12 protein-coding genes and 1 pseudogene are annotated in these 13,170 nt (G+C 69.8%); 1 reads left to right on the plus strand and 12 read right to left on the minus strand.

Features of this window, described 5'->3' with window-relative positions; all coding sequences use genetic code 11:
* Positions 1-24: 24 nt before the first annotated feature.
* The 10 genes and pseudogenes from AC2VOK_RS09800 to hisN all read right to left on the minus strand — a co-directional run bounded on the left by AC2VOK_RS09800 (position 25) and on the right by hisN (position 10,008).
* Positions 25-378, minus strand: coding sequence for a DUF6285 domain-containing protein (locus AC2VOK_RS09800; protein ID WP_428900300.1), 354 nt, complete (start codon positions 376-378; stop codon positions 25-27).
* Positions 375-1,379 carry a phosphotransferase family protein gene (locus AC2VOK_RS09805; RefSeq protein WP_428900301.1) on the minus strand — a complete coding sequence of 335 codons (1,005 nt, stop codon included), beginning with the start codon at positions 1,377-1,379 and terminating at the stop codon, positions 375-377. The genes AC2VOK_RS09800 and AC2VOK_RS09805 overlap by 4 nt, the downstream gene beginning before the upstream one ends.
* Positions 1,376-2,614 (minus strand): acyl-CoA dehydrogenase family protein, encoded by a 1,239-nt coding sequence (locus tag AC2VOK_RS09810; RefSeq protein ID WP_428900302.1) that lies wholly within the window; start codon positions 2,612-2,614, stop codon positions 1,376-1,378. The genes AC2VOK_RS09805 and AC2VOK_RS09810 overlap by 4 nt, the downstream gene beginning before the upstream one ends.
* Before the next feature lie 65 nt (positions 2,615-2,679).
* Positions 2,680-3,594 carry a hydroxymethylglutaryl-CoA lyase gene (locus tag AC2VOK_RS09815; protein WP_428900303.1) on the minus strand — a complete coding sequence of 305 codons (915 nt, stop codon included), beginning with the start codon at positions 3,592-3,594 and terminating at the stop codon, positions 2,680-2,682.
* A complete protein-coding gene (locus tag AC2VOK_RS09820; protein ID WP_428900304.1) occupies positions 3,591-4,793 on the minus strand; it encodes a CaiB/BaiF CoA transferase family protein in 1,203 nt (400 codons plus the stop codon). The genes AC2VOK_RS09815 and AC2VOK_RS09820 overlap by 4 nt, the downstream gene beginning before the upstream one ends.
* Positions 4,793-5,203, minus strand: a pseudogene (locus tag AC2VOK_RS09825) (alpha/beta hydrolase); the annotation flags it as partial. The pseudogene AC2VOK_RS09825 and the gene AC2VOK_RS09820, both read right to left, overlap by 1 nt.
* A gap of 122 nt (positions 5,204-5,325) precedes the next feature.
* Entirely contained in the window at positions 5,326-6,297 is a 972-nt protein-coding gene (locus AC2VOK_RS09830; RefSeq protein WP_428900305.1) for an NADPH:quinone oxidoreductase family protein, read from the minus strand.
* Between the two features lie 185 nt (positions 6,298-6,482).
* Complete coding sequence (locus AC2VOK_RS09835) at positions 6,483-7,688, minus strand: acyl-CoA dehydrogenase family protein (RefSeq protein WP_428900306.1); 1,206 nt, start codon at positions 7,686-7,688, stop codon at positions 6,483-6,485.
* A 58-nt stretch (positions 7,689-7,746) separates the two neighbouring features.
* Positions 7,747-9,147 (minus strand): acyl-CoA dehydrogenase family protein, encoded by a 1,401-nt coding sequence (locus AC2VOK_RS09840; RefSeq protein WP_428900307.1) that lies wholly within the window; start codon positions 9,145-9,147, stop codon positions 7,747-7,749.
* Positions 9,148-9,225: 78 nt separating this feature from the next.
* Positions 9,226-10,008, minus strand: coding sequence for a histidinol-phosphatase (gene hisN / locus AC2VOK_RS09845; protein WP_428900308.1), 783 nt, complete (start codon positions 10,006-10,008; stop codon positions 9,226-9,228).
* A 76-nt stretch (positions 10,009-10,084) separates the two neighbouring features.
* On the opposite strand from hisN, the gene AC2VOK_RS09850 reads away from it, so the two are divergent.
* Entirely contained in the window at positions 10,085-10,453 is a 369-nt protein-coding gene (locus AC2VOK_RS09850; protein WP_428900309.1) for a hypothetical protein, read from the plus strand.
* Positions 10,454-10,523: 70 nt separating this feature from the next.
* Here AC2VOK_RS09850 and AC2VOK_RS09855 read toward each other — a convergent pair whose 3' ends face one another.
* Positions 10,524-11,606, minus strand: coding sequence for a PPE family protein (locus AC2VOK_RS09855; RefSeq protein WP_428900310.1), 1,083 nt, complete (start codon positions 11,604-11,606; stop codon positions 10,524-10,526).
* Between the two features lie 85 nt (positions 11,607-11,691).
* Positions 11,692-12,828, minus strand: a complete 1,137-nt coding sequence (locus tag AC2VOK_RS09860) for a PPE family protein (RefSeq protein WP_428900311.1) — start codon at positions 12,826-12,828, stop codon at positions 11,692-11,694.
* Positions 12,829-13,170: the final 342 nt, after the last annotated feature.

Genomic DNA, 13,170 nt, shown 5'->3' on the forward strand with positions numbered 1-13,170 from the left:
CACGGCCGCGGGGACGAACAGCTGCTATCGGGTGTCGCCGTCCGGCTGGTCGTATCCCGGGTGCGCGACCGCGAGCCGGCGCCCCACCAGGGAGCGCAGGCAGGCGGTGAGCTCCTCGGCGCGCCCGTCCAGGTCGCCGGCCCGGATCGCGGTGGCGAGCTCCTCCTCGTCGCCGTAGCCCAGGCGGGCCAGCGCCGCGTTGCTTTCCTCCTCGCTCTCGTCGAGCAGTTCCCGCTCGACGATGCGCAACGCGTTGGCGGCCACACGGGCGTGGAAGTTGACCTGTCCGGTCGTGGCTTCCCGGACTTCGGATTCGAGGAACTCGGCGACCGCGGCGACGAGTTCGGCCGCCAGCGGGCGGCCGTAGGCGCCGATCACGGGGCAACCTTCGACTGCGGGCCCTCGAGCAGGTCGAGCAGGTCCCATTCGGTCTCGCAGACGCGACGGCCGATCGTCGCCAACTCCACCGAACGGTTCTGCCCGCTCAGATGCCGCTCGGCCTGGTAGCGGCAGATGACACCCCAGCGCAGCGTCGCCAGCACCCGCCACCAGTGCAGCGCCACCCGGTCGACGCTGGTCCCGCCGGCCTCCTCGTAGGCCGCCAGGAAGCTCTCGACGCTGCCCAGGCCCCCAGCGCCCAGGCTGGCCGGGGCGCCGAACCGCCAGGCCCGGATGCAGAACCAGGCCAGGTCTTCGTAGGCCTGCCCGGCGTGCACCAGTTCCCAGTCGAGAACCGCGGCCAGGTCGGCGCCGTCGACGATGAGGTTTCCCATCCGGAAGTCGCCGTGCACCAGGACCCGCGCCGAGGGTCGGGGTCGGCGGGCGGCCAGCCACCGGAACGCCCATTCGAACGTGGCGGTGGTGTCGCCCATCGCGTCGAGTCGCTCGCGCCACTGAGCGAGTGGGTCCTCCGGGTTCAGCCCGGGCAGGTCGGGGTCGGCCCGGTGGATGGCGGCCAGCGCCCGCGCGCACTGGCGGAGCAGCCCGGAGCGGGCCTCGTACCCGCGGCCGCCGGCGTCGAGCTGGCGCTGGATGCGCCGGACGATGGTCTCGCCGGCGACGGCATCGCAGATGAGAAACGGATTCCCCAGTGCGGCAACGGAATCATCGGCGATCAGGACGTGGGGGACCGGTGCGCCGGCCGCGGCCGCCGCGGCCTGCGCGCGGGCCTCGAGCTCCATGCCGGCGTGCACGTCGTCGGGGGGACCGATGCGCAAGATCAGCGCCCGGCGCTTGCCGCCCGTGACGGCGTCGAACGCCCAGGTGGTGCGGCTGGCGCCGCCGGTCAGCGTGCGCAGATTCTCGACGGCGGTGCCGGCGCCGAGGACGCCCGCGAGAACCTCGGTCAGCCTGCCGGACAGCTCCGGTACGGCCGTCACTTCTGACCGAACTTGAACAGCCGCTGCGCTACTCGGCGGATCTGGATCTCCTCGGCGCCCTCGGTGATCCGGTAGCGGCGGTGGTGGCGGTAGATGTGCTCGAAGGGTTCGTGGCGGCTGTACCCGAGGCCGCCGAAGACCTGCATGGCGCGGTCGGCGGCGTCGCAGACCAGCCGGTTTGCGCGGTAGTTGGCCATCGAGACCTTGTCGGAGACCTCCATGTGGTGATCGCGATCCAGGTGCCAGGCGGCGTACTGCACGAGCAGCCGCACCATTTGCGCCTCGGTCGCCAACTCGGCCAGCGGCCACTGCACGGCCTGGTTGACCGCCAGCGGCTTACCGAACACCGTGCGCTGCCCGGCGTACGCGGCGGCACGGTCGATGCAGTACTGCGCGGCGCCCAGGCTGCTCGCCGCTTGCCGGATCCGGTTTTCGTGCAGGAAGGTCTGGGCGACGTCCAGGCCGCTATCCACCTCGCCGAGCACCGCGTCGGCGGGCACCCGCACGTCGGTCAGTTCGACTTCGCCGTGGTCGGTGGGCATGTTGAACGTCCACCAGTAGTACGGGACGTTGAATCCCGGCGCGTCGGTGGGAACCAGGAACGCGGTGATACCCCGGGCCTGTCCCGCCTCCCCGGAGGTCCGGGCGAAGACCAGGTCGTGGGTGGCGCGGTGCACGCCGGTGTTGAACCGCTTGGCGCCGTTGATCACCCAGCCGTCCCCGTCGGGTTCGGCGCGGGTCTCCAGCCAGGTCGCATCCGAGCCGTGCCGCGGTTCGGTCAACCCGAACGCCAGGGAGCGTTCCCCGGTGATCAGCGCCTCGGACCACAGCTGCCGCTGCTCGTCGGTGCCGAACCGCTCCATCATGATCACCTGCGGGAAGTTCCCGACGATCGACGACTCGTTTTGTAAGTCGTTGTGCAGCCCGAGGCCCTTGTGCGCTAGATGTTCCCGGATCACCGCCATGTCGAGGTTGGTGCCGTCGCGTCCGCCCACCGAAGCGGGCAACCCGTAGCGCAGCCACCCTGCCTGGTCGGCCCGGCGGCGCATCTCGGCGAGCAGCTCCTCCCATTCGCGCGTCGGGATGCCGTCGTTGTCCCAGTCGGTGCGGGCATGCTCGCGGCGCTTGTCGAAATACTGGATGTGATCGCGTTCCAGCGGCGTGATCTCGGCCTCGACGAACGCGTCCATCTCGGCAAGCAGCGCCGGAAGATGCTCGGGGAGAGTGAAATCCATGATGATCTCCTTACGTGGCCGCGCGGCCGGCTCGACGGCAGCCCGGGTCTGGCGGCCATGGGTGGTCAGGTTCGCTGCGGGTACCGGTTCCGGATCCGGTCGCCGGCGCGCACCAGCGCGCTCGGCAGGTCATGGCCGACAACCGCTTTCGCGACGCCGGCGGCGGCGATGGCGGCCCGCAGGTCCACGTCGACGGTGATGCCGCTGTCGGTCAGCAGGTACACCAGATCCTCGGTGGCGATGTTGCCGGTGGCGCCCGGCGCGAACGGGCAGCCGCCCAGCCCGCCGGCCGAGGCGTCCAGGCGGGTGAGGCCGGCCTGCACCGCCGCGTAGGCGCTGGCCAGCCCCGCGCCGCGGGTGTTGTGGAAGTGTCCGCCCAGCGGCAGGTCGCCGATCACCGGCTGTAGTTGGGCGATCAGCGAACTCACCCGTCCCGGGGTGGTGGTGCCGATCGTGTCGGCGATGCAGAACCGGTCGGCCCCCCGCTCGCGGGCGGCCGCGGCGATCTCGAGGACCCGCTGCGGCGGGGTGGGGCCCTCGAACGGGCAGTCCCACGCGGTCGCCACGATGACCTCCACGCTGACGCCCCCGTCATGGGCGATGGCGACGATATCGTCGATCTGAGCGGTGGACTCGGCGGCGGACCGCCCGACGTTGGCCCGGCTGAAGGCGTCGCTGGCCGCCACCACGTATTCGATCGATCGCAGTCCCGCCGCGACGGCCCGTCTGGCGCCGTTCGGGCTGGCGACCAGGGCGGAGAACGCGATGTCGGGGTAGGCGCGCAGGTGTGTGGCCAGTTCGGCGGCATCGGCCATCGACGGCACCTTCGACGGTGAGACGAACGCCGTCGCCTCCACCTCGCGGACGCCCGTGGCGGCCACCGCGGCCAGCAGGTCGAGCTTGGCCGACAGCGGGATCGGCTTCTCGATCTGCAGGCCGTCGCGCAGTGCGACCTCGCGGATGTCGACGTGGGGCGTCACAGCACCCCCTCGGCCCGAAGCTCCGCGAGCTCCGCGGGCGTCTTGCCCAGCAGCCCGATGTAGACGTCGTCGTTGTGTTGTCCCGGCCGGGCCGGGCCCGCGTTGCGGACGCCGCCGGGCGACTCGGAGAGCACCGGCACGACGCCCGGGCCCAGCACCGTGCGCCGCAGCCGCTCGTCGTAGTGCTCGACCAGCATGTCGCGGGCGCGCAGCTGCGGATCGTGCACCACCTCCGCGACGGTGTTGATCGGACCCGCGATCACCCCTGCGGCGGAGAGGGTTTCGATGATCTCGCCGGCGTCGCGCTGCGCGGCCCAGTCGCCGATGATCGCGTCGAGCTCGTCCTGGTTGCGCCCGCGGGCCACGTGGGTGGCGAACCTGTCGTCTCCTGCCAGCTCCGGGCGGCCCATCGCCGTGCACAGCCGGGCGAAGACGGTGTCCTGGTTGGCGGCGATCACCACCCAGGAGCCGTCCGCGCTGCGGTAGATGTTGGACGGTGCGATGCCGTCCAGCCGGGTGCCCGACGGTCCGCGCACCACCCCGCCGACGTCGTAGTCCGCAATGGTGGATTCCTGTACAGCCAAACAGGATTCGGTTAGTGCGACGTCGACGACCTGGCCGCGCCCGGTGACGCCGCGGCGGTACAGGGCGGCCAGCGCGCCCTGGGCGCCGAACATGCCGGCCAGGCTGTCGCCCAGCGAGAGCGCGAGGCGGGGCGGCGGTCCGCCGGGGAAACCGTTGAGGTGCCGCAGCCCGGAGGCGGCTTCGGCGACCGAGGCGTATCCGGGCTTGTGCGCGTCGGGCCCGGTCTGCCCGTACCCGGAGACCCGGACCAGGATGACCCCCGGGTTGGTTGCGCTGAGCACGTCATAGCCCAGCGCCCACTTCTCCAGGGTGCCCGGCCGGAAGTTCTCCACCACGATGTCGGATTCCTCGACGAGGTCGAGGAACAGCTCTCTGCCGCGCGGGCGGCGCAGGTCCAGTGTGACGGCCCGTTTGTTGCGCGCGTGCACCGTCCAGAAGACGTGCTGCCCGTCAACCTCGGCCTGGCCCCAGGTGCGCAGCGGGTCCGGCGCGCCGGGGAGTTCCACCTTGATGACGTCGGCGCCCATGTCTCCCAGCAGGCGCCCGGCGAACGGTCCGGCGATCAAGGTGCCCAGTTCGAGCACCCGGATGCCGTCGAGGGGCCCAGCCGTCATCAGGGTCTCGCGAAATCGTGGCGGACCATCCGGTCGGTGACGATGTCGGCCGCAGCGCGCAGCTTGTCGCGCTGGTCAGGGCCCGCGTAACAGTGGGTTGTGCCGGGAATTTCGTGCATCTCCTTGTCGTGGTGGTCATCGCGCGCGATCGCATCGAACAGCCGTCGGGTGTGGCAGGGCGTGCAGGTGCCGTCGGTCAGATTACCGATCACCGGCGCCGGGACGGCGATGTCCCGCCCGCACGCCACCCCGTCGCCGCGGGCGTCGTCGTCACTCCACTGTGACAGCCGGCCCCGCAACGCGGCGAAGCGGGCTGGCCCAGGGCTGGCCCGACGGGGCTCAATGTTCACCACGCGGGGGTCGCCCAGGTCGCAGGTTCCCGGGCCGCGTTCGTTGGGGTCGACCGTGGGGGGATCGTCGGTGAACATGTGGCCGCGAGACATAAACCAGCGCGCACTGCTGCGGCGTGTCTTCGCCGACGTTTATGTGTCGAGCAATAAGGCCGGCACCCGTGCCCTCACCGCGGCGGGCATCAGTCCCGGACGCGCAGCACGACTTTCCCCTTGGCGGTGCGGTTCTCCAGCGACGCGACGGCGGCGGCGGCCTGCTCGAGCGGGTAGACCACCGGGTCCGGCGGGGTCAGCCGCCCGGAGCTGAGCAGTTCCTCGAGGCCACTCCACTGCTCGGCCAGCGCGTTGGGGTGAGTGCCGGCCCAGGCGCCCCACCCGACACCTACGACGTCGATGTTGTTGAGCAGCAAGCGGTTCACCTTCACCGTGGGAATCTCGCCACCGGTGAACCCGATGACCAGCAGCCGTCCCCCCGGCGCGAGCGAGCGCAACGAGTCGGTGAACCTGTCGCCGCCGACCGGGTCGACGACGACGTCGGCCCCGCGCCCGTCGGTCAACTCCTTGACCGCGTCCTTGAAGCCCTCGGCCAGCACCACGTCCGTCGCGCCGGCGGCGGTGGCAATCTCCGACTTCTCCGGCGTGCTGACCACCGCGATGGTGCGTGACGCCCCGAGCACCGGCGCCAGGCGCAGCGCCGAGGTCCCGATGCCCCCGGCCGCGCCGTGCACCAGGACCGTGTCGCCGTGGGCCAGCCGGCCGCGGACCGTCAGCGCGAAGTACACCGTCAGGTCGTTGAACAGCAGGCCGGCGCCCGCCTCGAAGCTGACGTTGTCGGGCAGCCTGAACACCCGGTCCGGCGACAGCACCGCGATCTCGGCCATGCCGCCGGACAGCATCGTCAGGCCGACCACCCGGTCGCCGGCGCGCACGTGGGCGCCCTCGGGCGCCGATCGCACCACCCCGGCGATCTCGGCGCCCAGCACGAACGGCGGCTCCGGCCGGTACTGATAGAGGCCTCGGGACAGCAGCGCGTCGGGGAACGCGACCCCGGCGGCGTGCACGTCGACGACGACACCGTCGCCTCGTGGTTCCTCGGCCTCGCCCACCTCGATGGCCTCCGGGCCGTCCAGGCGGGTCACTTGTGCTGCGCGCATGACACCTCCATCGTCGTAGCCGACAGCCTACGTCCGGCTCAGACGCAGCCGGCGACCCGCACCACCGGTCGGCCGGAGTGCGCGCCGGCCCGACGCCGGCCCGGAGGTTTCGCCGAACGTGCACACAGTGCGAAAATTCGGTCGAAATCTGGCCATGGTCGCACGCTGGGCGCGACGCGTTGACGCTACTTGAGCTCGGCCGACGACAGTCCCAGCAGGCGGCGGGCGACCACCAGCTGCTGGATCTGCTGGGTGCCCTCGAAGATGTCGAGGATCTTGGAGTCGCGCGCCCACTTCTCCAGCAGCGTTTGCTCGGAATAACCGGCGGTGCCGGCCAATTCGACCGTCTTGCAGGTGATGTCGGTGGCCACCCGGCCGGCCTTGGCCTTGCTCATCGAGGCCTCTTTGGAGTTGGGGATGTTGTTGTCGGCCTGCCATGCCGCGCGCAGGGCCAGCAGGTAGCTGGCCTCCCAGTCGGCTTCCATGCGCAGGAACTCGGCCGCCGCGGCACTCTGGACGTGCGACGGCCTGTCGTAGGAGATCTCCACCCCGGCCTGGGTGAGGATCTTGCGGATCTCCTCCAGCGCGGCGCGGGCGACCCCGACGGCCATGGCCGCCACGATCGGGCGGGTGTTGTCGAAGGTCTCCATCACCCCGGAAAACCCTTTGCCCACTTCTATTTCCGGGGTTCCCAAGAGGTTTTCCTTCGGGATCCGGACGTTGTCGAAGCGGATCGCCGCGGTGTCGGAGCCCTTGATGCCGAGCTTGTGCTCGAGTCGCTCGACCGTGACGCCGGGATGTTCACGCGGGACAACGAACGACTTGATCGCCGCGCGGCCCGCCGACTTGTCCAGCGTGGCCCACACCACGATGTGGGTGGCACGCGAACCGGCCGTGACATAGATCTTTTCGCCGTTGATGACGTACTCGTCGCCGTCCAGCTTGGCGGTGGTGGACACGGCCGCCGAATCCGACCCGAAGTCCGGTTCGGTGATCGCCATCGCCGCCCACACCTTGCCCAGGCGTTCCAGCTGCTCGTCGGTGGCGACCGCGGAGATGGCCGCGTTGCCCAGCCCCTGATAGGGGACCGAGAGCATCATCGCCAGATCGCCCCAGCTGGCCTCCAAGGTCTGCAGCAGTGCGGCCATGTTGGCGCCGTTGTGGTTGGTGTCCTGCCGTTCCGCCCCGTCGCGCAGCGCGCCCGCTGCGGCGAAGGCCATCGCGGAGGAGGCGCCCTCGAACAGGCTGAAGAGAGTGTCGAGTTCGACCGGGTAGGCATGCTCGTTAAGGTCGTATTTGCGCGCGATCGGCCGCATCAACTCGGCGGCGCCCTGATGTGTGGTGTCCATCACCGCTTGCAGTTTGCGGGGAAGCTCCAAATTGATTGCCATGGTTGAACTTTCGGGTTGAACTTTCGGATCGGGGTGGACTAGCTAGTCAAGACGGGGCTCAGATGACGACGACGCCCTCGGCGACGCCGATGGCCCGCAGGTCGCGGTACCAGCGCTCGACCGGGTGCTCTTTGGTGTAGCCGTGGCCGCCGAGCAGCTGCACGCCGTCCAGACCTATCTGCATGCCTTTGTCGGCGCCGAGCCGCTTGGCCAGCGCCGCCTCACGGGTGAAGGTGAGGCCCTGTTCGGCCCGCGCTGCGCCGCGCCAGGTGATCAAGCGCAGACCGTCGAGTTCGATGGCGATGTTGGCGCACATGAACGCAACGGCCTGACGGTGGGCGACCGGCTCGCCGAAGGCATGGCGTTGCTTGACGTAGGGCACCACGTAGTCCAGGACCGCGTGCGAAGTGCCCACCGCGAGCGCCGCCCAGCCCAGCCGGGACAGCGCCAGCGCTTCGGAGTAATCATCCTCGCAGGCTTCGTCTTCGCCGAGCCGGGCGTTCAGTGGCACCGACACTCCGGAGAATTCGACCTGGCCGAGTGCCGCCGCGCGGATCCCCATGCTCGGATCGGCTTTGACGGTCACCCCCGCACAGGACGATTCGACGACGAACAAGGCGGGCTTGCCGTTCAGTTGCGCCCCGACGATGAACAGCTCGGTGTCGGACGCGGCGGGCACCAGTGACTTCACGCCGTCGAGCCGGTAGCCGCTGGGCGTGCGCACCGCCGTCGTCCGCAACCGGGTGGGGTCGAACAGCGGGTGGGGTTCGGCGATGGCGACGCAGGCCTGCGGGACGTTCTCGCCGGCGAACTCGGGCAGGTAGGTGGCCTGCTGTTCGGCGCTGCCCCAGTGGGTCAGCGCCGATGCCACGCCGCCCGGGGCCATAATCGGCAACGCCAGGCCCATGTCACCGTAGGCGAGCGCCTCGGCCACCAGCACGTTGGTCACGCTGGAGCGGTGCGCGGCGGCGCCGTCGAAGTCCTCGGGAATGTTGATCGCTGTGATACCCAGTTCAGCGGCCTTGGCGATCAGGTCGCGCGGGTAGGTGGCGGCCTCGTCGGCGTCGCGTGCGGCCGGCCGCAGGATCTCTTCGGCGAATTCCCCGACCGTTTCGACGATCAGTTTCTGGTCCTCGTCGGGCGTCAGGTCGAAATAGTCCTTGCCGCTGGACTTCAGTCGGGTCGGTCCGCTGCGCAGGTTCGCGACTCTGGTGAACTGGCGGGAAGCCGCCGCGCCGGTGGAGAAGATCGTCTTGGTGCCGTAGCGCAGGCCGCGGTTGAGCGGGCCCCGCAGGCGGTACTTGTCCAGGAAGTCCTGGCCGACGAGCGGGGTGATCAGCGCGATCGCGACGTCGATAGCGGACCGCCGGTGCGGTTGCATGCCCACGCCGCTGATGCCGCCGCCCCGTGTGGGCCTGCGGGATGAACTGGAGCTCGAACCGGAACGGGTTGCGGTCATGTCGGCGGCTTCTGTCGTCGGGGAAGTGGGGACTTTATCTTACTCTAAAGTAAGATAAAGTATTCCGCAGCCTGTTGTCTAATTCACAGAAATCCTGCCCAGCACCTGCTGGTGCAACACGCCGTTGGTGGCCAGGGCGCTGCCGCGGTGCGGGCCCGCCACCCCGTCCAGGCCGGTGAAGGCCCCACCCGCTTCGCGCACCAGGATGTCGATCGCGGCCAGGTCCCACACCGAAACCTCCGGTTCGGCGGCGATGTCGACGGCCCCTTCCGCGAGGAGGCAGTAGGACAGAAAGTCGCCATAGCCGCGTACCCGCCACACGGCGTCGGTCAATTCGATGAAGCTCTCGCGCAGCCCGCGCTGCGCCCACCCCGACAGGCTCGAGAACGACAGGCTGGCCGAATCCAGCTGTGCCACTGCCGAAACCGACAGCCGGCGTGGGGGGGCGCCGTCGACGCCGGCGAAGGCGCCGCGACCGCGGGCCGCCCACCACCGGCGCCGCAGCGCGGGCGCGCTCACCACGCCGACCGTCGGGACGCCGTCGTCGAGCAATGCGATCAGGCTGGCCCACACGGGCACCCCGCGGACGAAATTCTTGGTTCCGTCGATCGGGTCGATGACCCACTGCCGGCCGCGGAAAGTCGTTGTCCCGCCGAATTCCTCGCCGAGCACGCTGTCGCCTGGCCGGTCACGCCCGAGCAGCTCACGCAGTTCGGTCTCGACGGCGCGATCGGCGTCGGTGACCGGGGTCAGGTCCGGCTTGGTGTCGACGTGCAGGTCCAGCGCGCCGAACCGGGCGCGGGTGACGGTGTCCGCGTGGTCGGCCAGCGCCAGCGCCAGCGCCAGATCGTCGCGGCTCACCTGTGCCGCTCCTTCTCGGCTCTTCGCTCTGCATCGTCGTCGGCGGGGCTCACGACAGCAGTCCTACCATGTCCAGGTGTGGGAATTCGGTGTGCTGCTCATCCTGGTTGCGGTGCTGGGGGTATTCCTGGCCCAGCGGTTCCTCTCGCGCGGCCCGCGCGGGGAGTCGCTCGGCGGCACGCTGCTGGTGACCGGGGTCAGTCCGCGGCCGGATGATGCCACCGGCGGCCAGTACGTCACCATCGCCGGCGTCATCAACGGGCCCACCGTCGCTGAGCACGCCGTATATCAGCGCATGGAAGTCGACGTCGACCAGTGGCCGACGATAGGCCAGTTGATGCCGGTGGTCTACTCGCCGAAGAATCCCGACAACTGGAGGCTGGTACCGCCCGAGCCGCCCCAGCCTTCCGATACCGACGAGACGCCCATCAGGGACGGCTCATGACCGTGATCCGTAGGCCGTAGCGGGGACGACGGCCGAGGTGTGGAAGGCGTCCCCCACCGGGGCGGCCGCGTCACCCGGCCGCTGGGGGACGGGACATGACGGTGAGCCGGGCGCCATATCGCGGGACGACCAACGTGGCGCGCGGGCCGGCTCCCCCCGGTATCCCGGGAATGCCCGGAACGCCGGAGGCGTGGGCCGCCTCCTCGGTCGCTACGATGGGTAAGTCGTTGCCCGGCAACGCCGTAACTGTGCCGCCGGTCGGTGTCGTCCAACTCGCGGGCACGGACATCGACCCGATCTTGCCGGCACGGGCAAGGGTCGCGGTGAGGTTGCCCAGACCCGATCCGCCACCCAGGCTCGGCGCGGACAACGCCGGTGTCGCGTCCGCAGCCATGGTCACCTCCAGTTCGGGCAAGATGCCCAGCTTGTCCTCGGCCCCGATGATCCCGGTCTCGATCAAGCCCGTCTTGGCGGTGGAAGTGATCGCCGTGCCGACGGCTTTGATCGCGACGAAAACGGTGAGGCTGTCCGGTAGGAGCGACGCATTGGTGGGCACGATCGACGGTGCCGCGCTCGTCGTGGCCCTCAGTGCGTTCGTCGCCGCCGAGACGGCCTGTGACACCGAGCCCATCGCGGTGTGGGGGGAGTGGAACCCTGGCAACGGCATCGTGGCTGTCGTCGCATTGGCGGCGTACCCGTACATCGCGGCGGCGTCTTGGGCCCAGTATTCGGCGTATTGGGCCTCGGTGGCTGCGATGGCTGCGGTGTTCTGGCCGAAGAAGTTGGTGGCGATCAGTGTGGCCAGTTGGGTGCGGTTGGCGGTGACCGCGGCGGGGGGCACTGTCATGGCGAAGGCCAGTTCGTAGGCGGCTGCGGCGACGCGGGCCTGCAAGGCGGTTTGTCTGGTGTGTTCGGCGGTGGTGTGCAGCCAGTCCAGGTAGGGGCTGGTGGTGGCAGTCATGGTCTGGGCGGCCGGGCCGTGCCAGTGCAGGCCGGTGAGGCTCGAAAGCACCGATGCGCAGGCGGCTGCGGTGATGTCCAACTCGGCCGACAGCGAATCCCAGCTGCCCGCGGCAGCCACCAGCGGACCCGATCCCGGGCCGCTGTACATCCGGGCGGAGTTGACCTCCGGCGGCAAGAAGGCGAAATCCATTGCCCCACTGTTCTTTAGCCGATGAATGCCGCGAGTGGCGTAGCGGTGTCGCCACCGCCCGGGCCGCCCACGGGCCGGAGTCGTATCAGCCGGCGGCCGGCGGGCGCGGCATCACCGTCAGCTTGACGCCATACCGGGGCGGAGCGCCCACACCCACGGCGCGCGCGGCCATCCCCCCGGGCATCCCCGGGTAGCCCGGGTAGCCGGATGCGGCCGCCTCTTCGGTCCCCGGCAGCGTGGTCATCCCGGCGGGCTGCAGCGCCGTGACGGTGCTGCTCGAGGGTGCCGACCATCCGACCGGCACGGACATCGGTCCGATCGTGCCCGCACGGGCAAGTGTCGCGGTGACGTTGCCCAGCCCCGCGGCACCGCCCGTGGACACCGCGCTCAGCGCCGGGGCGATCTCGGCCGGAGCGGCGGCAGCGGCAGCAGCGGCGCCGAGATTCGGCAGGATGCCCAGATTGTTCTCGGCGCCGATCACGCCGGCCGGCAACGCCTCCAGGTAGTAGGTGGAGTTGATCGCGGTGCCCACGGCCGCGATACCGTCCAGGACCGTCAGGTCTTCGGGGAGGATCGAGGCGTTGGTGGGCAGGATCCCCGCCAGGTTGGAAATCCCGGAAAGCACCTGCTGCACCGGGTTGGACGCGGCAGCGCTGTTGGCGGCGTTGGTGACGGCGGCGTGCTGAGCGGTCAGCCCGGACTGATCGGTGCCGTTGTTCGGGGAGGAGAACGTCGACAATTGTGTCGTCGCCGCCTTCGCCGCGGTGTCATAGCCGGACATCGCGGTGGCGTCCTGGGCCCAATACTCGGCGTACTGCGCATCGGTCTGGGCGATCGCCGCGGTGTTCTGGCCCACGATGTTGGTTGCCACCAGGTAGGACAATCGGAGGCGGTTGGCGGCGACTGCCGACGGGGGAACGGTCATCGCATGCGCGTGCTCGTAGGCCGCAGCCGCCGTCCTGGCCGCCATGGCCGTCTGTTTGGCGTGCTCGGCCGTCGACTGCAGCCAACCCGTATACCGGGCGGCAGTGGCCGACATCGCTTCGGCGGCCAGGCCACGCCAGTGCAAGTCCAGTCCCGAAACCGCCGACTCACAGCCTTCGGCGGTGCTGCTCAACTCGGCCGAGACCGCGTCCCAGCTTCCGGCGGCGGCCAGCAGAGAGCCAGCCCCCGGACCGCTGTACATGCGAGTGGAATTGATCTCCGGTGGATAGAAGTGGATAGAAGAGGTAGTCCATATTTCGCATCTCCTTCGTCGAGGGTGAGAAACCGGTGGGGATGACAGTGCGGGGGCGCTCCCAGCTTGCGTGGATTGAGCCCCGAATCGATATCCAACAAGGGGTTTTCAGGTCGACGGTTGTCGCGTGGAGAATGCCGTCACACAACGTGGCGCAAGGCGCCAATAGAACCTGGCCGGTGGGGAGTGCGCGCAGGGCATAGACGGCGACCTTCGGTGGGGCATCCATAAAAATCGCAAGGAGGTATGGGCAGCGCCTGCGGATTGTGTGAATTTTTTGCGTTGATCGAGTGAAATCTCAATAGCGCCCGCGCCCGCGCCCGCGCC

It is taken from the genome of Mycobacterium sp. TH-M116 (assembly GCF_057473685.1).

What these genes read in the sequence shown, in the direction of transcription:
- AC2VOK_RS09810 (WP_428900302.1), bottom strand. Translation starts at nt 2,614, where the DNA reads ATGGATTTCACTCTCCCCGAGCATCTTCCGGCGCTGCTTGCCGAGATG.
- AC2VOK_RS09820 (WP_428900304.1), bottom strand. Translation starts at nt 4,793, where the DNA reads ATGACGGCTGGGCCCCTCGACGGCATCCGGGTGCTCGAACTGGGCACC.
- AC2VOK_RS09830 (WP_428900305.1), bottom strand. Translation starts at nt 6,297, where the DNA reads ATGCGCGCAGCACAAGTGACCCGCCTGGACGGCCCGGAGGCCATCGAG.
- AC2VOK_RS09835 (WP_428900306.1), bottom strand. Translation starts at nt 7,688, where the DNA reads ATGGCAATCAATTTGGAGCTTCCCCGCAAACTGCAAGCGGTGATGGAC.
- AC2VOK_RS09840 (WP_428900307.1), bottom strand. Translation starts at nt 9,147, where the DNA reads ATGACCGCAACCCGTTCCGGTTCGAGCTCCAGTTCATCCCGCAGGCCC.
- AC2VOK_RS09855 (WP_428900310.1), bottom strand. Translation starts at nt 11,606, where the DNA reads ATGGATTTCGCCTTCTTGCCGCCGGAGGTCAACTCCGCCCGGATGTAC.